Source organism: Nonomuraea sp. ZG12 (assembly GCF_052068115.1).
In the GTDB taxonomy this organism is placed as follows: domain Bacteria; phylum Actinomycetota; class Actinomycetes; order Streptosporangiales; family Streptosporangiaceae; genus Nonomuraea.
Genome location: NZ_JBQHCW010000014.1, coordinates 154520 through 174373, shown reverse-complemented (window position 1 = coordinate 174373; position 19854 = coordinate 154520). Strand labels below are relative to the sequence as shown.

Here is a 19854-nt window from a genome sequence, read left to right as displayed (position 1 = left end):
ATCCTGCTCAAAATCAAACTAGATAAATACAGTCACAGCATGCCAGGTTGAGCACCCAAAGAAAGCATCACAACAGCCATTATTCGCCGGATTCCTGCCAAGCCTCCGACCGCCCATCAGTGACGAGGGCACGAGCCCAGCGCATTCTGTGACCGCGTGGCGGCATGCTGACGCGTATGCCGGGTGACGGATGCGGAGGATTCACTTCACTGCGGACGACCTGGCTCGGGCGCCTCATCATCAGCGCGATCTACGAGAGACCAGGCCCTCTACTCTTCGAGGAAGACCCGGGCCCGTGGGAAGCCTTTGACGCGCGCCAGGTCGCGGGCGAGCTGAGAACGACGCAACCCCACCGTACGAAGGCGCCGAAGGTCGGCGGCGGTGTCGTGCATGAGCTGGACGTGGAAGTAGTTGACGTGCTCCAGCACCGCGAAGAGGGCGAACCCAAGCCCCGGCCACGAGCCGACCCCCGGATCGGCGAGCGCCGCCGCGCCCGTCACCAGCAGTCCGGCGGCGAGCAGGACGGGATTCACCTTGCGTGCCGCCGCGAAGGCGGCCAGGCCACGGGGGTGGGGCCGTCGGTTGCGCAACTGATCCAGTTTGGCCGCCCAGTAGGCCGCGCCCTGGATCAGGATGATCACGAACAGCGCGAAGCCGGTGAGGTTGGCCCCCGTGGCGGGAAATCCGATCGCGCCGAACCAGGCGAACGCCTGCAGGGGGATGTTGGCCACTTCGAGGACGGCCAGCGACCGCAGGCGACGTCGCAGCGCGTCACGGGCACCTGGCGGGCTCATACCTGGGGGGTTTCGGCTCGCATCCTCGTGAGGCTACTGCGACGTCCGATCGTGCGCGTGACACGCGCTCAGGTCTCGGGCGAATCGGGCGACGAGGTTGCCCGTCCAGAGCGGACGATGAAGGAAATGGAGCGCCTACTCCTTTCCACTCTCAACGTATAGCGCAGCAGGGGGCTTGCGGCAAGACCCGGGTCGTGCCGCAGAATCGTCGGCCGAGGCCAGAACCTGCGGAAATGGGAGTAGCGATGACCAAGAAGCCGTCCGGAGAGTGCCCGGTGACGGACGCCGATGTGATCATCGTGGGCGCCGGCCCGACCGGTCTGATGCTGGCGAGCGAACTGCGCCTGGCCGGAGTGCGACCGCTGGTCCTGGAGCGGCAGCCGCAGCTCCGAGAGACCCCGAAGGCCAACGGTCTCGGCGGGCAGATCCTGCAACTGCTGCGCTACCGAGGCCTGCTGGACCGGTTCGAAGCAGCCTGCACCGCCCCCAGCCACCCGGCTCCCCGCTACCCGTTCGGCGGTGTGCATGTGGACTTCTCGCCCCTGCCGGAGCCCCCACTGCGGGGGCTGACCCTCCCGCAACCGCACCTCGAACGCCTGCTCGACGAGCACGCCCGCGAACTCGGCGCCGACGTACGCCGTGGCCACGAGATGGTCGAGGTCAGCCAGGACGACGCCACGGTGACCGCGGACGTGCGTGGCCCGGACGGGCCGTACCAGCTGACCGCCCGATACCTGGTGGGCTGCGACGGCGGGCGCAGCAAGGTCCGCGACCGGGCCGGCATCCCGTTCCCCGGCACGACGTATCCGGAGGTCAACCGGCTGGGCCAGGTCACCGTGCCCGATTCGGTGACCCGGCTGGACGACGGCGACCTCGACGTCCCCGGCCTGGGCAGGATGCGCGCGGGTGCCTTCACCCGGACGGACCGCGGCGTCTTCGGGCTCGGGTGGCTCACCCCGGAGATTCTGATGGTCTCCACCACCGAAGACGAATCCGCCGAAGACGAATCCACCGCAGTCGACGATGACGCGCCGATGACCCTGACCGAGCTCCAGGACAGCATCCGCCGCGTGCTCGGTGCTCATTTCCCCCTGGGAGAACCGCGCCGGCTGTCGCGCTACCGGTTCCAGGCTCGGCAGGCCGAAAGATACCGTGACGGGCGGATCCTGCTGGCCGGCGACGCGGCTCATCAGTTCCCCTCCACGGGCGTGGGCCTCAACGCCGGCATGCTCGACTCGGTCAACCTCGCCTGGAAGCTGGCCGCCGACATCCACGGCTGGGCACCGGACGGCCTGCTGGACACCTACCACCACGAACGCCATCTCGCCGGCGCCCGCACCATGCTCCACACCCAGGCTCAGGTGGCACTGCGGCGCGGCGACGACCCAGCCGCCGATGCGCTCAGGGAGGTCTTCCTGGAGCTGTTCGCCGACGAGCAGCCATTGCGCCGCATCGGAGCCCTCATCTCCGGCGCCGACATCCGCTACCCGATGCCCGGCTCCCACCATCACCCGTTGGCCGGCGCCTTCGCCCCGGACCTCACCCTGCACACCGACCAGGGCACGACCAGCGTCGCGGAACTCACGCACACCGCACGGCCCATCCTCCTCGACCTCGCCGACCGCCCCGACCTCCGCGAGATCGCCCAGGGCTGGCGGCATCGCGTCGACGTCCACACCGCCAAAACCGATGATCGACCGGCCGACGCCCTCCTGATCCGCCCGGACGCCCACATCGCCTGGGCCGCGACCCTCGACGAACCCGCCGGGCGCACACTGCGAGCAGCACTTTCATGCTGGTTCGGCGCGCCCCTGGAAACCACAGGGCACGTCAACGATCGGCCCTCCTGATCGGTTCTTGCCGAGTGGGAGCCCGCTGACTCCCCAGGGCTCGTGGAACGGCCGAGCCCCTGCGACCGACGAAGACGAGCGCCACGAGCCCCGCCATGCTCAGCCAGGCGAACGCGTCGCCCACTGTGCCGTAGATCGTGCTCGTGCCCTCGGTCGGCACGTACGCGACCATCACCTGCTGGTCCGTCGTGAAGTAGTCCGCGGAGGCCAGCACCCTGCCCTGGTGGTCGAAGGCGGCGGCCAGGCCGTTGCTGTCCTGCCGGACCAGCCCATAACCGTTCTCCACCGCACGCATCACGGCCTTCTCCGTGTGCGCGGCGCCGAAGCCGTACCAGTCGTTGGCCGGCACCAGCATCACGTCCACGTCGTCAGGCTGACGTAGGAGGGTGGGGAAGTCGGCGTCGAAGCAGATCACGTTGGCCAGCCGCCCGAACGGCGAGTCCACCGTCGGCACCACCCCGTCACCGGCGGGGAAGGGGTCCATACCGGGCACGGGATGCGCCTTCTGATAGGTCCACACCACCTTGCCCCGCGGGTCGACCATGACCGCCTCGTTGCGCATCCACGGCGCCTGCTTCAGGACCCGAGCACTTCCCATCGCCCATGCAGCCCGGCCAGCGACACCACGGTGCCCAGGCCGAGCAGAACCCATGTGTTCTTCATAGGGCGAAGGTAAGAAACCGGGGCGGTCCTGGACGATCACGTGCGCACCCGAGTGGGCGGTAGTGGTTGCCCCACCCGTTGCCCCACCCTTGGTACTACCCGCCGAGGTTGTCCTACCCGCCGAGGCGGAGGATGCCGCGGGACGCGGCGACCGTCACGGCGGCGGTGCGGTCGTCGACGCCGAGTTTGGCGAAGATGTGCAGAAGGTGGGTCTTGACCGTGGCCTCGCTGATGCACAGGTGAGCGGCGATGGCCTTGTTGCTCATCCCCTGGGCGACCACGCCCAGCACCTCGATCTCCCGCGCGCTGAGGGCGTCGCGCGCGTCGGCACGCGCCCACGACAGCACCCGGGTCGCGATCGCCGGCGACAGCGCGCTCTCCCCGCGCGCCGCCGCCCGGATCGCGTCGAACAACTGCTCCCGGCGGGTGTCCTTGAGCAGGTAGCCGATGGCTCCCGCGTCGATGGCGCGCGAGATGTCGGTGTCGGTGTCGTACGTGGTCAGGACGATCACCTTGGCGCCGGGGTCGTGGTCGCGGATCCGGCTGATCGCCGTGGCGCCGTCCATCTCGGGCATCTGCAGGTCCATCAACGTGACGTCGGGTCGCAGGTCGTGCGCCAGCCGTACCGCGTCCGTGCCGGAGACCGCCTCGCCGACCACCTTGAGATCGTCCTGAGTGCCGAGCATCGCCCGGATGCCGTCGCGGACCACCGGATGATCGTCGGCGATCAGGACCCGGACGGTCATCACCCCCCGCTCAGCGCACCCGCTCATCGCGCCCCGCTCAGCGCCACAGCCGGGAGGCTGGCCACGACCGTGGTGCCCGCGCCAGGAGCGCTCTCCACGAGCAGGGTGCCGCCGAGCTGCTCCATCCGCTCCCGCATGATCGACAGGCCGTGGCCGGAGGCGGCCCGCCCGGGATCGAACCCGTCGCCGTCGTCGTGGACATCCAGCACGATCAGGTCCTCCATGTACGACAGGGTCAACGTGACCCGCTCGGCGCGGGCATGGCGGCGTACGTTGGCCACTGCCTCCTGCGCCACGCGCAGCAGCTCCGCCTGGACCTGGGCGTCCAGCGGCCGGACCGTGCCGGTGATCACCGTGTGCGCCTCGATGCCTGTCTCGTCGGACAGCCGGCCGGACGACCGCTGCAGGGCCGTCGGCAGGCCGCACTCGTCGAGTTCGCCGGGCCGCAGCGCCCGCACCACGCGGCGGCTCTCGGCCAGGTTCTCGCGGGCCGCCCGCAGCGCCTGGGTCAGGTGCCTGTCGTCCGGCAGAGTCTCCTGCGCCGCCTCCAGCAGCATCACCACGCTGGCGAACCCCTGGGTGAGGCTGTCGTGGATGTCGCGGGCCAGCCGCTGCCGCTCGGCCGCCACGCCCGCCCGCCGTTCGGCCGCCGCCCGCGCCTCCTGCGCGGCCTGCAGCTGATCGATGAGCCGCTTGCGCTCGTCGCTCTGCCGGGCCACCGCGTTGAAGTAGCCGACCGCGGTGGCCGCGCTGATCGCGATCAGCGCGCTGATGGCGATCTCGGTCCAGGTGATCGTCCCGTTCGCGTGGAACCGGTGCCAGAGCCAGCCCCCGGCGCACGACACCACCGCGACCAGGCCGACCCGCACGGCGTCCATGCAGTACGGCACCAGCACGCTCAGTCCGACCACCAGGAAGGAGGAGTCGATGGCGAACAGCCCCAGCCAGAGCAGTCCGCCGCCGAGCACGTACGGCAGGGGCACGTCACTCAAGGGCGGCGTGCGCAGCACGAACCACACCGCGTACCAGGCGGCCAGCCCGGCCACCAGCACCACGGGGAGGACCCGTCCCGTCTCCATCAGGGCGCCGGCCGAGGTCAGCACCAGCCACGCGGCGAAGAAGGCGTGCTGCCACCGGCGCCGCGACCGCTCCCAGGACTCCACACCGCTGACGATAATCAGCCTTCCGTCGGATCGGCATCAACCAGTCGACTGATCGCATGATCGGCGGTCCGCTCGATGCGGGCGGAGCCGTACCGGAACCAGACTCGACGGCGTGACCGCCATCCCCAGCCCGTCCCAGGCCGTCTGGCACCTCGGCCCGATCCCGATCCGCGCCTACGCCCTGCTGATGGTGCTCGCCGTCCTCGTCGGCGTCTGGGTGACCCGCCGCCGCTGGGTCGCCCGCGGCGGCGAGCCTGGCACCGTGGGCGACATCGCGACCTGGGCCGTGCCGTTCGGCCTGGTCGGCGCCCGGCTCTACCACGTGGCCACCGACTGGCAGCAGTACTTCGGCCCCGGCAGGGAGCCGCTGCGCGCCTTCGCGATCTGGGAGGGCGGGATCAGCATCTTCGGCGCGGTCGCGGGTGGCGCAGTGGGCGCGTGGCTGGCCTGCCGCCGGCGCGGCATCGGCCTGCGCGACTTCGCCGACGCGGTCGCGCCCGGGATCGCGTTCGGACAGGCGATCGCCCGCTGGGGCAACTGGTTCAACCAGGAGCTGTACGGCAGGCCGACCACCCTGCCCTGGGCGCTGGAGATCGACCCGGCCCACCGGCCGCCCGGCCTGGAGTCGACGGCCACCTACCATCCGACGTTCCTGTACGAGTCGGTGTGGAACCTGGGGGTGGCCGGGTTCGTCCTCTGGGCCGAGAAGCGGTTCCGGCTCGACCGTGGCCGGACGTTCGCCGTATACGCCGCGGCCTATGCCACCGGTCGCGTCTGGATCGAGTGGCTCCGCATCGACCCCGCCCCCTACGTCCTCGGCCTGCGGCTCAACGACTGGACGGCCATGCTCGTCTTCGCGGCGGCGGTCATCTATCTCATCGCTACCAGGCCCCGGCACACGGCGGCTGTGCCCACGGATCCGACATCATGACCTCGCCAGGAGACGGTGCGGTCATGTGGCGACCAGTCCGCGCCGATCAGGATCGGGGGGACGACCGTTCCACCACCCAGCAATTCGACCATTCGGTCATTCGATGTGGAATCATCCGGCAAGATGATCAACCGTTAGTCCCCCCGGATGGCGGGGGACGGTTGAGAAGGGCTGGCTGAATGCGCAAGTCAACGACGATCCTCCTCGCCGCGGCACTGTCGACCGGAGGGCTCATGGTCACTCCCGCGTACGCTGCCGCCTCCGCCGCCACCCCGGAGCGGGTGTGCGGTCCCGGCTTCGCCCGGGTCGCCCACAGCAAGCAGGCCGTGAAGACTCCCTCCAAACGCGTCCTCGGTTACGTCTACCTGCTGTACAACCGCAAGACCGGCTACAACTGCGTCACCACGTTCAAGACCTCGAATGTCGGCATCCCCACCTTCACCATGGCCACGATCACGACCCAGACGCGCGGGGCCAACCCACGCGCGAGCGGCGAGAACGAGGGCCGAAGCGTCAAACGCTACTTGGGCCCGGTGAAGACCTACGGCAAGGGCCGGTGTGTCAAATACATGGGGAGGATTCAGGATGACGGCCGCAATGCCGTCGAAGGCAAATCCCGCTGGAAGCGCTGGGGCAACTGCGACTGAGCCGGGGTTCGGCGCCCGGCCTGGCGGACCGTGCCGCATCAAGGAGACCTAGGCCGTCAGATGTGGCGATGACCTGGATGTTCATGCCGTGCATGCGGTGTTGGAGTGTGTACGCCGATGGCCTCGCCAGGGACGTCCCCCCGCCCGTCGGCCATCGGCACCAACGGCTCTATCCGCGCCCACGCCTTGTCGGTCACATCCCCACGATCGACCGTTCAAGCGTGCACGTTGATCACGTGTTCGACGCTCGTCAGCCCTCGTCGAGGATGGAGATCTTCACGCGAATGGCGCCATCGTTGTCGCCGAGGCAACGGTCGGCGTCGTTGATGCGCAGCTCGAGGAAGCCTTCCTCTTGCGCCCGGAAGACGAGCCCAGTGCCAACCTTGAAGACGTGCCCGTTGACCTTCCCGACCATCGTGCCGTACGTGCGGCTGTTGAGAATCTTGCATCCCTGGGCGATGTGGCGGTCAGCGCGCCAGGTGTACCCGCGCGCGGACACGTAGTCGAATCTGCGGTGGTCGACCGTCCAGCTGCCGCCGACCTGTTGCACCCGTACGAGGTCGCCGGGCTCGACGAAGACGCCCGCCCGCTGCCAGCCACTCTCGGAGCTGATCCATTTACGCTTGCCGACCTGCGCGTCCGAGGACGCTAAGGCGGGTGAGGCGGCGGCGAGAACACAACTGCCGGCGGCCAGCGTGGTGAGGAGCAGGGTGGTGAGCTTCGATCGCATCGTGGGATGCCCTTTCTGGAGGTGTTTCTGTGCCTTGCGTACATCTGGTTTTGATACCTCCGAAGAGAGGATGGTTCGCGACCCTGAGATCTTTTTTGTGATGGCTGGGGCTGGAGCGTCCTGGCGGGTGTCGCCGGCACCTCGCTCATGCACTGGCTCCGGTACGCCGAATCGACAGAAACTCCCTGGCTAGGAGCCGGCGCGGTCATCCACCAGGACGCCCTCGAGCGGAGCGACGTGCGTGAGCGATGGCGGGTCATCGGTCGCTCCCAGCAGCCGCCGCTCGGCCTGCGCGGCCTGGTTCTCCAGCTCAGCCGCCGTCCCGGCCTCGATGTGGAGCTCGTGAACGCCCGGCCGTCGCTTGAGCAGCGCCCAGAAGCGGCCGGTGTGCTGGCCGTACCAGACTGTCCAGCTCGGCAGGCGCGCCGCGAGCAGCCGCACCGTCTGACTCTCCATCGCCTCGTCCATGTCGAACCCTCCACTGCTTGCTGGGGAACTGGGATCAATCCCGGCTCTGCCCACGCTGCCGGGGACAAACCGCGGCCACGCATGGCGTGCACGCACGGGGAAGACCTGGGGTGAACGGCGGCGACCAGTTCGCGCAGATACATAACCCAGGGCCCACGGGGCGCGACGATCATGGACGGGGAACAGCGCCCTGATATGTGGCTGCGCAACGTTCACTTTGCAAACTAGCCGGCCTCGTGCGATCTTTGCCGCGTGCGGCCGTATGACGAAAATGATGTCCAGCTGAATGCCGTGTTCACCGTGGAACGCTTGGGAGCGAGGCTGGCCTTGATCCTGGAAAGCGCTGGGGGGAGCCCGCCTCGCAACCAGCCAAGGCAGGATCTGCCTAGAAACTCGGACTACGAACTGGTGCTCACCCTGCTCCTCAACAGGCTCCGCGCGCTCGATGCCATGATCACAGATGCGCAGGTCATCTCCAGGACAGCGCTGCAGGACTTCGCAGAGGACGACAGGAGGCTCCTCCCCGAGGGCGTCAGTCTCGGCGAGCTTGCGGAAACAGCTGCACTTGCGGGCGAGCTGACGAGAGGTCAGAGCAGGGTCGGCAGGTCGCCAGACGGCAACCGGAGAAAGCGAATTCGCCTCGCGCTCGAAGTGCCTGGTTTCGGCCCCGAGGACGGACAGCGCCTCGAGACTTTGCTCGCCCAATTCCGCCCCGCGCCATCTCCTACCGCGCCACCCAGCGCTATAGAGGCCTTGTTCGAAGGCGCTTTGAACCGTCACAGAATGGACCTCCACCGTGGAGAGCAAGAGCAATTAAGGAATCACCTGCTGCCCCCCGAGGTCCAGGCTGGTCAGTGCGCCCTGTGCGGGGTGGAGTTTCCTCGTCGCCTGCTCGTGGCTGCGCACATCAAACCCCGGAGCGAATGCTCCGACGACGAACGTCGTCAACTTTCCAACATCGGTATGGCAGCATGCCTGCTCGGTTGTGACGCTCTCTACGAACTCGGCTACATCGGTGTCGCCCACGGCGGAACGCTTCTGGTCAGCTCGGAAGCCCTCCTCCTCCCGGATCCCACGGCTGAGTTCCTCCGGATTGGGTTGCTTGGACGTCGAACCCCCTGGTGGAGCGAGGCTCGCGAGAAGTACTACGCCTGGCACCGTGCAGAAGTCTTCCTCGGTTGACCAGCAATACATGATGGAGGCCCTTCACGAGGGTGGGATGCCACGTGATTTCGAGGACGACTTCCGTGCAGTCGATCGGCGTGAAATGCCTTGCCGGCCAAAGCCTCGTCACCCGGACGGGATCGCCACAGATGACTGAGCGCTTACGCGATGACAGCCTGTACGACTTCGTCCATTAATGAACAATACATGGAAGCAGCAGGGCGCTAATTATGAAAGGCACTGACGCGACTAGGAGCAGCAGACTTCGGCGCCCGGGCCGACTATGCTGACGGGCGCTTCAGATCTGGAAAAATCTTCTCGAGAATATCGCGGTCGAGATCGAGCGCAGTTGTGAGGATATAGGCAGCCAGCCGGGGCGGAATAGCATTGCCTATTTGTTGCGCAATGTCTCGCCCGCTCCAGGGATAGTCTGCGGGGAAGGTTTGCAACTGCCCGGATTCCCTAAGAGTGAAGCGAGAAGGATCGGCGGGGCGCCCATCGAGCGTCTCTAGTCGGTTGCGGGAGATCTTTCCAGTAACAGTGAAAGCGGGTTCAGCGGAGGCGCGTTGGCCTCGATTCTTCGGATCTCCACCGGTGCCGTAATTAGAGACGACAATGAACGGATCCGGCCGGTCGAGCACATCATCCATCGCCACCCATGGGGACAATTCCGGATCACCCTTTTCACGCGGCACATCTTTGCGAAAGGGGCGATGCGTCGGTTCAGGGAGAGCGGCCTCACCGTGTCGGCGTGCAACGAGCACGGCCCGACGACGGGTCTGAGGCACCCCGAACTCCTCTGTACGCAGTACGTCGCAGGCGACCTTGTATCCCTCCTTCTCAAGGATCGTCTTCATGACCTCCCATACCGGGAGCACAGCGCGTACCTGCTCCAAGACGATCGCGTCGTAAGGGTTACCGTCATCTATCGCCTGGAGTGCCCACTTCAGCGGCTGCAGGACCAGGCCCGTGCGATCGTCGCCATCGTGATCGGCCGTCAGCTTTTCGAGGTCATTGGTGACGTCCAAGCGACGCGCCATACGCTCGGCGAAGTCGAGGACGTCGTCCAACGCGCGGCGTCCCACGCCCGAACCCGCCACGGTGTACGTCTGGCAAGGAGGTCCGCCCGCCAGGACCGTCGCATCACTGAAGTTTGAGGGCTTGAAGTTACGCACGTCATCACGTCGTGTATCGAGCCCTGCGGCGCAACGTGTCTCGCATGCGCTCTTGTCAAGTTCGATACCGACCACCGGCACACCGAGCCACCGTGCGGCTACGTCCAACCCTCCAGGACCGGCGAACAGATCCACGATCTTCGGAGGGCGTCTCGGCCGCGTCTGCACGTACTCTCCTGCTGGTCGAAGTGGAAGGTGGGGGACAGCTGTGACGATCATCTACCTATGAGCCAGCCGTGATGGCGGCAAGCCTACTCCCTGATCATGGTGGCCATCCCGGGGCGGAGCGATGCCGTACGGAGCCGAAGACTGATCATTCAGACACCGGAAGATCTTCGTCGAAACAGCCGAACCCAGGCAAGGGCGTAATGCTCCAATTTTGTCGGATCGGATCGCTATCCTCCTAGCTCACGGCAGAGGAGGGCGTGTGGGCGACACCAAGGGGACGTTGAAAGTCGTTGAGATCTGCGCCGGCGCTGGTGGACAGGCACTCGGCCTTGAGCGTGCAGGTTTCGAGCATGATCTATTGATAGAGCTGGACGACGACGCGGTCACGACGCTCCGATGGAACCGGCCAGCGTGGAGGGTCACACAGGGGGACGTCGCAGATAGAAACGTTTGGGCTCCCAGTGACTACGCGGAGGGCGTTGACCTCTTGGCCGGCGGGGTGCCGTGCCCGCCGTTCACGACCGCGGGTCAGCAGCTCGGAGCGACCGATGAGCGCGACCTTTTCGCCTGGGCGATCGAGCAAGTTGGGATCATCAGGCCTCGCGCCCTCTTACTGGAGAACGTTCGCGGTCTGAATCAACCGAGGTTCGCCGGCTATCGACAGCATGTCTTGGATCGCTTGCGTGAGTTCGGATACGCAGCAGAGTGGCGACTCGTGAACGCATGCGATCACAGCGTCCCTCAACTTCGGCCCAGGTTGATACTCATCGCGATGCAGCCAGATGACCTCGCATACTTCCATTGGCCTACACCTGTCGGTAACCCTCCTACCGTCGGGCAAGCCCTTCTTCCTTTGATGTCCGCTAACGGCTGGGAAGGGGCCGAAGCATGGGCGAGGAGGATCACGAGTATCGCCCCGACTATCGTCGGAGGATCAAAGAAGCATGGCGGTGCGGACCTAGGGCCGACCCGAGCCAAAGCCAAGTGGGCGGCGATGGGCGTTAATGGGTGGAGCGTGGCCGATACAGCTCCCTTTCCCGACGAAATCTTCGAAGTCGGCCCCAAATTGACCTGCGACATGGTGGCCCGCTTGCAGGGATGGGATGACGAGGAGTTCCGCTGGGAATTCAGCGGCAAGAAGACTGCCCGCTATCGGCAAATAGGAAATGCTTTCCCTCCCCCGGTTGCCAAAGCTCTCGGCCTGGCGATCGCCGACGCGCTCAACAAATCAACTATTCCAACAGAACGCTACCAGGAAGTGGAACACGACCCCATCTACCGCGCCCTTCGAGAGCGAGGGGACTTCATAAGTCTCGACGAGATTGCCCGAGCGCTCAAATTTCCCATGAAGCCTCATGAACTGGAGTATCGAATTGAGCTGCTCAGCCGCGACTTTCACATCGAACTCAGAAGTGGCAGCCCGATAGCCTACAGACTCGGCACCATCAAAGCTTTCCGCGGGAAAGCCGACCACACCCGCCATCGAAATCTCCACCACGAGACAAACCGAACCAGCTAATTCAGAGGCGCCTGCTTCGCCCTCTCAGTGGAAACGCTAGCCAAACGATAGGGTGATCAATCGATCAACTCATCCAATCCGTAATTGACGACCGGAAACGACACTACAGCGCCTCAAAGATGCACACTCCGATCGACTACGGGATGTTCTACCCGAACTTCCACTGGCATAAAAGTGAAACAAGCCGGCTCTACGGAACTCGCGCCACTTCAGCTGCACTCCGATAAGCCGCGCTTTCCGCGCTCTCCGACGTCGATTCACCCACAGGGCTCGCTTGGCTAAGCCGAAAAGATGGGCGCAGGAGAGGCCTCATTGAGAGCGAGCGCTGCCGACACCTGCGACGTGGCACCTGTGCCCCCACCTGATGTGCCAGCAAAGACGGCCTCGATCCTGGACTGCTGTTGCCGGGCAGTCAGCGTCGTCGCGCTGAGGAATGCGGCAACGGTCTCCCTCGCGGCGGTGCGAAGTTCGGTGTCGAGCGCTTGATCGCTGAGAGATTCGAAAAGGACGAATGGGGTGAGGCGGAGCAGTCGTTTGAGGAAGTCCTGCAGGACATCCCGTTCGACGAACCCCGTCAGGTCAAGCCCGCTCCAAAGCCGCAGTATGGCCTTGACCAGGTGTGGACTGTTGCCAAGCGCTCTGCGACGCGCGTAGATCTGGTCGAAGGCGCCTTCGCCTAAGATCTTTAGTGCCACGTAGGGATCGGAGTCCTCAGAGGAGTGCACGAGTTGAGCCCGCCACCACATGCGTCCAAAGACATGTCGTGTGAGATCGGTACCAAGGACTCGATCGCCCGGCGGAACGGGATACCGCCAATAGGCGACATCGGGTAGTAGCACCAGCGCGAAGAAGGCCCACACGTCTCCAGAAGCAGCCTCTGCCGGGACGAGTCCCATCTCCGAGTGCAGAGCGGCGCCAATCCGCAGGTCGAAGGCAGCGCGAAGGTCGCGATTGGCCTCGTTGGGGAAGCCCGACTCTTTGGCTAAATCTACCGCCAATTGGCGGAGATCACGTAGCTTGGCTTCTGAAACTCGATCACCACCCGTAGCCACATATACGGCGGAGTCATGACTGGTGGCTGCCTGGTGAGTGAGTGCGTCGACCCGTAGCTTCCGGTATTCCTCGTGCATTGGCCTGGCCTGGCCGATGAGAAGCCGTGGATAAAGGATCCCCATCACACCTCCCCGAAAATCTTGACGGCAGCCTGAAGATCCGAAGAGAAGAGGCTGGGTGAGCGATCGGCCCTGAGTCTGACGTCGTTGATCGATGAGCCGGGAAACAATTGGTGGAACAGTGACAACAATGTGAAACCCAGAGAGTCGTCTGAGAAGACCGCCTCTTCCTTGAAGTCATCGTGGCGCAGAGAGTGTTCGATCATAATGCGGGCGACGTCAGCGTAGACGGATGACAAGACAACCCTGTCTATGGGGCGCGGCTTCGACGCGTTCCGGAACGCCGTCGCTGTGATGGTGTTCTTCTCATTCACTAGCAGCAGTAGCGATCCCATGGTGGCCCCGTGCAAATTGCCGCCGATCTGAAGATGCCAGGCGGCACCATCAGGAAACGAGGTCTTGGCGAAGTCGATCACCGCCATGGGGAACTGCGGAGCGTCACCCTGTAGTCGTAGCGATCGGCGGTCGCTCCAAAGTACCGAGCCCGCGCGGCGCGGCACCGAGGATTCGCCGCTGGTGAACGCTTCCGACAACACCAGAGCTGTGTCCAGGACGAGAATTCCGCCGAGGTCCGACCCACGAAGGTGTGTAATGATCTCGATCTGGCCGGAATCGGAGCCCTTGATCCTTGTGCGGTGGCCAGGGCCGCGCAGATTCGATCCCGTGGCCGTCCAAATCGCCGCCAAGGTGAGAGCGACCTCCGGCGGCAGACCTGCTTCGGACCTGGCGCGATCAGGGTCGACATGCACCTTGCGACGGAGTCGCACGTCCATCTGGTAGTCCCAGTCGGGCAGCGACTCGGGCAGCGGAAGATCGCCGTCGTCGGTCATCAGCAGCCACGGTTCGGCCCGTACGACATCCTCGGATGGACGACGGTAGGGCAGTGCGCGGCGGCTCATGACGGGGACACCGCTTCGGCGGCGATATCGATCTCGGTCATCGTGTCGGGCGCGGGACGTATGATCGCTCGCCAGGTCGTGCCATCGCCGCCTTCGACGACCGGAGAGGGGGCCAGAGTGCCATCCGCGCCCTCCAAGCCGATCAAGATAGGCATATCGGCTCGCAGAGGGGGGTCAGTTTCACGTCCACTTGCACCGGTCAACGCCACCGACAGGTCGATGCGCACACGTTGAGTACCCGGTACTGGCAGGCGGAACTCCTGAATCACTACGGAGGCATCGGACCATTCAGCGAGATAGGGGTCGCCGATATACTCGACACGCGGTCGACGTCGAGGGGGTCTGACCGGATTCCCCCCGCTCGTCCATCCCGTGTCTGTGCCGGATGAGGTGGACCCACCCGTCGTTTCCGTTCGATCGGGTGCCTCGGGGTCACCCGCAGGAGTGGAGCCAGAAGCATTAGGAGGGACTGTCGTGCCAGTCCAAGGGCCGTCGGCACTCGGACCGTCAGAGGCTTCGAAGCCACCGGAAGGAGAGACCGTTTCCTCATCGGGAAGAGCCGGGCTAGGAGCCTGAGAGGACGTCTCAGTACTGGCCGGCTTGCCGTAATCGGTGGCACCGCCCGTTCCCCACGCACCACCGACTAGCGAAGCGAATATGGTACTGGCCGCTCCCAAAGCGACATTGGCGGAGCCACCCCGCGCGCCGCCGCCAACGCCGAACAATTTGACCAGCTCGTCGTCGATACGGCGGAATGTGGTTTTGATATAGGTACTCTCGGGATATTCAAGAGACTGCGGATTCCACGCATCATGTGTCGGAGGCTCCGCTTTTGCGTAGATCTCATCGAGGTCTACGTCAGCACGGAAAACACCGGCGTAGTGCTGGTATTCACTCGGAGATTTCGGCCCAGGCCAGTATGTGACCACGAGCTCTGCTGGACGCATCAGACATACGTGGTGGACCACACTTTCGATGTCCACCATCCTCGACGCATCGCTTGCCTCCAATACGGGTGCGGTGCGTTTTACCAACCCGAATCGCCCCAGACGCTTCTTGGGCTTGTAGCACTCCAACACCTTGCCTTCGAGGCCGTTCATGGCCTCGTATGCGGCGACGAACAGGTTCAGGGGGCGCATCTCTCGTGGATCGGGGACAGGATGGTCGACGCCATCGCAGACCACGCCGAAGCGCATCTTGGGCTGCCCTTCGGCGGTTTCCAGCATTTTCGGCCACAGGTTCCATGTGATGGTTTCTGCCAGGTACTCGGCCACCTCGGCCGACTGTCGCCCCTCCAAGTTGGGGTCTATGATGACGACGGTCGTGCCGGTCTCCTCGTCCTTGAAAGGACGCAGACCTAGTTGCCGTGCCACAGTTTCCGCCTCGTCGCCAACGAGCGGCTCGACTACATCCGCAGTGACGTCGCCCCACCAATGTCGGCCGGTGTAACGCTTGGCTCCCCCGGATTCGCTGGCCACATAGCTCTTCCAGAGAGCACACCCCATCAGCCTGGTCTCGTATGCGCCGTTCACAATGCAGCGGGTGTGTAGCAGGATTGTCCCGGGCTTGGAGATCAGATAGAAGATGCCCTTACCGAAGCCATAAGTGCCTCCGCCGAGTTCAGTGTCACGTGGCTCTCCGATGTTGCGCACAAAGGAGACGAAGTCGTGTTCCTTCGTCACAGCCTCGTCCGCACGAGTGGGGCCGCCGAGACCGCTGGTGCCTCGATCGGAGATCGCCATCACACGGATCGTCGAGTTCTGCAGTGACTGACGGAGCGGAAGGTGATCATTAAGGGGAAGGTTCCGCGACAGCAGCCTGCGCCACGTTACGGCGTGGGCCGCTCCCACGGTCCACATCTCGATGGAGTAGTCAACTGGCTGGGCGTGGTTGCGCAAGCGTGCATCCCAGCTGTTTTGTGCCGATTCCCGGACCAGGATTGTCAGCAAGTCCAGTTCCGGCCGACCAAGCTGGTTACGTATTCCCTCGGCCAGGCTCGCGCCCTCGGGCCGGAACGGCTGGGAGAACCAGGACATCGTCGTCATGTGGCCTCCCGGATCATGCTGGACAGGTGTTCGCTCACTCGGGTCGGCTCCAGAAGGGACGGAGGTTCGGTGGACAAGTCGATCGTGTAGTTGACGTCCGTCACGGAGATCGGGATGCCCGCCTTTGCAAGATCGTTACTAATGAGCTTGGGAAACGAGGCATCTACTTCGTACCATCGCTCCTCAATGATGAGGAAACGGACATCCTGGTAGAAGGCGGCGTCGAACGACCGGAAGCCAATGGCTGCGAGCAGGCCCAATAGGGCACTTTCGTCATCACAGAGTCGCAGTGCCCGCTCGATCAACTCCAGGAGACCCTCACCCTGCTCGGACGTCCGCCTCAGGTCATACCAAGCAAGTTGTAAAGATCCATCTACTGGCGGCTGGAGTTGTTCAAGACCGTGGATGCGTACGCGACGGTCTTCGCCACCGATCGATGCTTTGACCTCGACAGCGTCGTACAGGGCGGAGAAGTCATGGTGATGGCCGCGGGGGCCCCGCCACAATCGATGGGCGCTGCTGTCTATTTCCAATAACCGCGTGAGCACAGTCAGCTCACCGAAAAGCCCAGCTAATTGCTCCGTGCCGAGCGGAGCGCCCTGCACTCGAAAAAGCTCCTTCCACCGGTCCAGTACCCGGTAAAGGGCTTTCAGCGGGCTATGTGGTAGACCGCCAATCGTCCTCAATACATCCGCGCACAGCATGGTGAATAGATCGTGAAGATCTGGGCGCAAACACCCCAGATCTGCGTACACCTGATAGCTGTCCATCCCCTCGAGGGGGCGCTTCCGTAACACGAGGACTGGCCCATTGAGACTTCGTCGCACGCTCTGATGCGAAGCTATTGGAACCAGTATGTGGCGGTACCCCTCATGATCGACAGCAGCGGCTAATCGCCCTTCGTCGGTGTCGACGGGGAGTTCGGACAGGCGTACTTGGCGCTCCCCGGATACTTTCTGGGACTCCAGTTGTTTCCAGTGCCCATCGATGAGATCTCGAACGCCGTCGTTCATGCGATGTCCTCTGCGTCGATCGGACTGAAGTCCACCTCTTCGATGTCGGCATCGACATCTACTCCAGAAAGGTCAGCGGAAATCCACTCAATGGCGCTGTCCTCACCGCGCGGCTGAGGAAAGACCAGGCCGACACCGATCACGTGCTCGTCGGCGTCGATCGACAGGCGGCGCTGCTTCTCCCTCGGAGGTGGTGAGGACACTTTGTCGATGGGATAAAGCACAAGGAGTCCTCTGTCGGGAAGCTGCCTCTGCCGTTCGGTCTTAATCTCCTGCTCGGTAAGGCTTCCGGTGTCGCCGTCCAGATCGACGGCGGCGTCCCGACGGCTCATCAGCGTCTTGATGTCGGCGAAGCCTGACTCCGAGGTGTCCAGCCGTGCACGAACAATGCGTTGGACCGTCACGCCGGGAGCGAACTCGAACCCCTCATCCTCGTTTCTCATCGGGTTTCCCACGATCGCGACGTTCCACCGCCGGAGGGATCCCGCACTGCGAACCCTCTTCTCTATGTAGCCGATGAGCATTTTCGCATCGCATTCCTGGGACTTCTCGTGAAAACGGTACCTCCTCAAGAAATCGACCACCAGATCGTACGGTACGTCGCGGAAGATGTATCGCCCATCCGCAGGGCGCTCCTCGCGCCTGGCTGCATGCTGCACGGCCTGGCCTACGAGTCGTTTCGCCGCTGTCTGGTTGGCATCTAGCCAGTCAGCGTCGGTTCGGAAGTACCGGGTCTGCACACGCTGACCACCGTAGGCGGAGGCAGTCTTCACCGAGTCCTTCATCTTGGCGGCCTGGGTGACCCGAAGCGCAGGATGGGTTCGCAGACGCACCGCGAAGGTCATCGGCGTCTTGTCTTCGATCATGTAGGTGTCGATATCCCGGCGCATCTCGGTCTCGACCGTGGCCAGATGGCGGAACCATTCGCTGAGCTCTGCCGTCATCCAGATGCGGGGCAGGTCGGCGTACCCGCTGCGGTATCCAAACCAGCGACCCATTTGCAGCAGGGTGTCGTACGCGGACACAGCACGCACGAAGTAGCTGACCGACAACCCCTCCAGGGTGAGGCCCCGTGACAGAGTGTTGCCGCCGACCGCGATGGCCACTACCGGCCCGTTCTCGTAGTCGAGTCTGTCCTCACTGCTGGAGTTATCCATGACGATTCGGCAATCGTCCAGGACTCCGGGCAACTCGAGGAGTAGATCGTCGAACTCCACCTTGACCTCGCCGAAGTCCTCCGCCGGGACCTTGGCCATCTCCGCGTCCCAAAGGTCTTGAAGCCCTCGCAGCAAGGTCGGATTTGAGAGATCGTCCTTCGTCCGGTCGCGGATGCGCTCGATAGGGATCCGGAAGCTGTTGTGAACCGCGGTCTTGACACTCGTATGGATGAGCATGGTGCTGTGGGGGTTGCCAGTATCGCGTACACGCCGGGCTGCGGTGACCATCCAAAAATAGCGGATGGCATCATTCAAAGTTTCCGTGATCTCGGGTATGAACCCTGCAACGTCGACTTTCTTGAGTGGACGCACGCATTTCACATCCTCGTCGGGAACCTCGCGGATCATGTCGTAGCCGTCGTCGACATCCTCTGGGTTCTCCCCATCAAGGGCATATCTGCCGAAGAGCACCTCCGTACCGAAGTGCCCTTCTGGCTTGGGCAGGGAGACCACGAAGTGCTTTGGATAGAGATCGTCTGCGCTCGGATCGATGAGCAGGTTAGCGAACGGCGTGGCGGTATAGCCAACATATGCCGCCTTGGGCAGGCAATCGAGGATCTCCCTGATCCTCGGGTTGATCCTCTTCGTGGCGACGGTTGCCTGGTCGGCCTCGTCATCGACGATCAAGGCGGGGCAGTCCTGTAGATGGACGGAGGCAGATTTGAGCCACTCGGCGAACTTGCGCAGGACTGTTGCGTTCTTTTTGACGACACAGAGCACATGCGCCTTGTCGCCCCCTCCAAAGAAGGATGCGGCGTTGGCCGTGGGCACGAAGTCCCGATTGAGGTCGGTCAACTGGTGCCAGCGGGTGGGGTTCGGCGCCACGAGCTGTTGCACGAGTCGCGCCTGGGTCTGTCTGCGCAAACCGTTGTGGATGCCGGCTAGGACGATGAACAGCTTGTAACCGCGGTCGGCCGCCTTGGCCATGACCGCGGTGAAGTTGGTCGTCTTACCGGACTGTACGTGACCAACCACCAAGCCTCGTGTCGAGAATTTTTTCTCCTTGGGGTGGCTTAAGAGCGAGACGATGCGAGTCGAGGCGGTGTCAAGACTGTCGATGGCAGATGCCGACCAGCTCGCCTTTTCAAGCTGGCCGGCTACCGCTGGCCAGCACTTGTCCTTGGGAGACGGGCCTGTATACCAGGTGTACCTGTTGCCCAGGACAACCGATCGTGGCTCTTCGAGCTCCTTGATCACGATGGTCTGCTGTTCATGCCGCTCCCTGATCCGCTGGATCACACCAGGATCGACCTGCATCACCTCGAGCCTCTTGATCACCTCAGAGGGAGTGAAGGCGTCGAGGAGTGCCCTGAATGTGCCGTAATTGTCTTCGAACTCGTCGTTCATGAATCTCCTGCTTGGGGTTCTACGGGTCAGCGGTATACGACTGGTGGGCAAGACACGACTCAGGCCGGTGGAGCTGTTGGAACGATCCGAGTGATCGGTTGGCTCGGCCAGCCAGAATCAACATACGACTTGAGCCCGACAAT

The 19854-nt window shown here is 64.0% G+C and carries 17 protein-coding genes; 5 read left to right on the top strand and 12 right to left on the bottom strand.

All coding sequences use genetic code 11. The features are described 5' to 3' along the window. Window positions 1-269 precede the first annotated feature (269 nt). Window positions 270-794, bottom strand: coding sequence for a hypothetical protein (locus tag ACTMTF_RS31610; RefSeq protein ID WP_441113949.1), 525 nt, complete (start codon window positions 792-794; stop codon window positions 270-272). 245 nt (window positions 795-1039) lie between these two features. On the opposite strand from ACTMTF_RS31610, the gene ACTMTF_RS31605 reads away from it, so the two are divergent. Beyond that, a complete protein-coding gene (locus ACTMTF_RS31605; RefSeq protein ID WP_441113948.1) occupies window positions 1040-2644 on the top strand; it encodes an FAD-dependent monooxygenase in 1605 nt (534 codons plus the stop codon). Here the strand turns inward: ACTMTF_RS31605 and ACTMTF_RS31600 are convergent. From ACTMTF_RS31600 to ACTMTF_RS31590, 3 genes are all read right to left on the bottom strand, one after another. Then, entirely contained in the window at window positions 2625-3206 is a 582-nt protein-coding gene (locus tag ACTMTF_RS31600; RefSeq protein WP_441113947.1) for a nitrilase-related carbon-nitrogen hydrolase, read from the bottom strand. The two genes, ACTMTF_RS31605 and ACTMTF_RS31600, sit on opposite strands and share 20 nt — an antisense overlap. Before the next feature lie 214 nt (window positions 3207-3420). After that, window positions 3421-4053 (bottom strand): response regulator, encoded by a 633-nt coding sequence (locus tag ACTMTF_RS31595; RefSeq protein ID WP_441113946.1) that lies wholly within the window; start codon window positions 4051-4053, stop codon window positions 3421-3423. A gap of 23 nt (window positions 4054-4076) precedes the next feature. Then, the gene (locus ACTMTF_RS31590) at window positions 4077-5216 is read right to left on the bottom strand and encodes a sensor histidine kinase (RefSeq protein ID WP_441113945.1); all 1140 of its coding nucleotides are present in this window, start codon (window positions 5214-5216) and stop codon (window positions 4077-4079) included. Between the two features lie 112 nt (window positions 5217-5328). Between ACTMTF_RS31590 and lgt the strand changes: the two genes are divergently transcribed. Both lgt and ACTMTF_RS31580 read left to right on the top strand, forming a co-directional pair. Next, on the top strand, window positions 5329-6147 hold the full coding sequence (gene lgt, locus ACTMTF_RS31585) for a prolipoprotein diacylglyceryl transferase (protein WP_441113944.1): 819 nt from the start codon (window positions 5329-5331) through the stop codon (window positions 6145-6147). 179 nt (window positions 6148-6326) lie between these two features. Continuing rightward, on the top strand, window positions 6327-6794 hold the full coding sequence (locus tag ACTMTF_RS31580) for a hypothetical protein (RefSeq protein ID WP_441113943.1): 468 nt from the start codon (window positions 6327-6329) through the stop codon (window positions 6792-6794). Between the two features lie 250 nt (window positions 6795-7044). On the opposite strand, the gene ACTMTF_RS31575 is transcribed toward ACTMTF_RS31580, so the two are convergent. Next, window positions 7045-7524: a hypothetical protein gene (locus ACTMTF_RS31575; RefSeq protein ID WP_441113942.1), complete on the bottom strand. Its 480-nt coding sequence runs from the start codon at window positions 7522-7524 to the stop codon at window positions 7045-7047. Between the two features lie 189 nt (window positions 7525-7713). After that, a complete protein-coding gene (locus ACTMTF_RS31570; protein WP_441113941.1) occupies window positions 7714-7992 on the bottom strand; it encodes a hypothetical protein in 279 nt (92 codons plus the stop codon). 252 nt (window positions 7993-8244) lie between these two features. Here ACTMTF_RS31570 and ACTMTF_RS31565 point away from each other — a divergent pair, with 252 nt between their 5' ends. Further along, complete coding sequence (locus ACTMTF_RS31565) at window positions 8245-9174, top strand: HNH endonuclease (protein ID WP_441113940.1); 930 nt, start codon at window positions 8245-8247, stop codon at window positions 9172-9174. A gap of 263 nt (window positions 9175-9437) precedes the next feature. Here ACTMTF_RS31565 and ACTMTF_RS31560 read toward each other — a convergent pair whose 3' ends face one another. Continuing rightward, on the bottom strand, window positions 9438-10550 hold the full coding sequence (locus tag ACTMTF_RS31560; protein WP_441113939.1) for a DNA cytosine methyltransferase: 1113 nt from the start codon (window positions 10548-10550) through the stop codon (window positions 9438-9440). Window positions 10551-10758: 208 nt separating this feature from the next. Here ACTMTF_RS31560 and ACTMTF_RS31555 point away from each other — a divergent pair, with 208 nt between their 5' ends. Then, window positions 10759-12018, top strand: a complete 1260-nt coding sequence (locus ACTMTF_RS31555; RefSeq protein WP_441113938.1) for a DNA cytosine methyltransferase — start codon at window positions 10759-10761, stop codon at window positions 12016-12018. Window positions 12019-12296: 278 nt separating this feature from the next. Here ACTMTF_RS31555 and ACTMTF_RS31550 read toward each other — a convergent pair whose 3' ends face one another. The 5 genes from ACTMTF_RS31550 to ACTMTF_RS31530 are packed head-to-tail and all read right to left on the bottom strand — an operon-like array spanning window position 12297 to window position 19711. Beyond that, window positions 12297-13193: a DUF6339 family protein gene (locus ACTMTF_RS31550; RefSeq protein WP_441113937.1), complete on the bottom strand. Its 897-nt coding sequence runs from the start codon at window positions 13191-13193 to the stop codon at window positions 12297-12299. Next, window positions 13193-14089 carry a hypothetical protein gene (locus tag ACTMTF_RS31545; RefSeq protein ID WP_441113936.1) on the bottom strand — a complete coding sequence of 299 codons (897 nt, stop codon included), beginning with the start codon at window positions 14087-14089 and terminating at the stop codon, window positions 13193-13195. The genes ACTMTF_RS31550 and ACTMTF_RS31545 overlap by 1 nt, the downstream gene beginning before the upstream one ends. Next, window positions 14086-16134, bottom strand: a complete 2049-nt coding sequence (locus ACTMTF_RS31540; RefSeq protein ID WP_441113935.1) for a hypothetical protein — start codon at window positions 16132-16134, stop codon at window positions 14086-14088. Before ACTMTF_RS31540 ends, ACTMTF_RS31545 begins: the two co-directional genes overlap by 4 nt. Further along, on the bottom strand, window positions 16131-17147 hold the full coding sequence (locus ACTMTF_RS31535) for a PD-(D/E)XK motif protein (protein ID WP_441113934.1): 1017 nt from the start codon (window positions 17145-17147) through the stop codon (window positions 16131-16133). The genes ACTMTF_RS31540 and ACTMTF_RS31535 overlap by 4 nt, the downstream gene beginning before the upstream one ends. Next, window positions 17144-19711: a Z1 domain-containing protein gene (locus ACTMTF_RS31530; RefSeq protein ID WP_441113933.1), complete on the bottom strand. Its 2568-nt coding sequence runs from the start codon at window positions 19709-19711 to the stop codon at window positions 17144-17146. The genes ACTMTF_RS31535 and ACTMTF_RS31530 overlap by 4 nt, the downstream gene beginning before the upstream one ends. Window positions 19712-19854 lie beyond the last annotated feature (143 nt).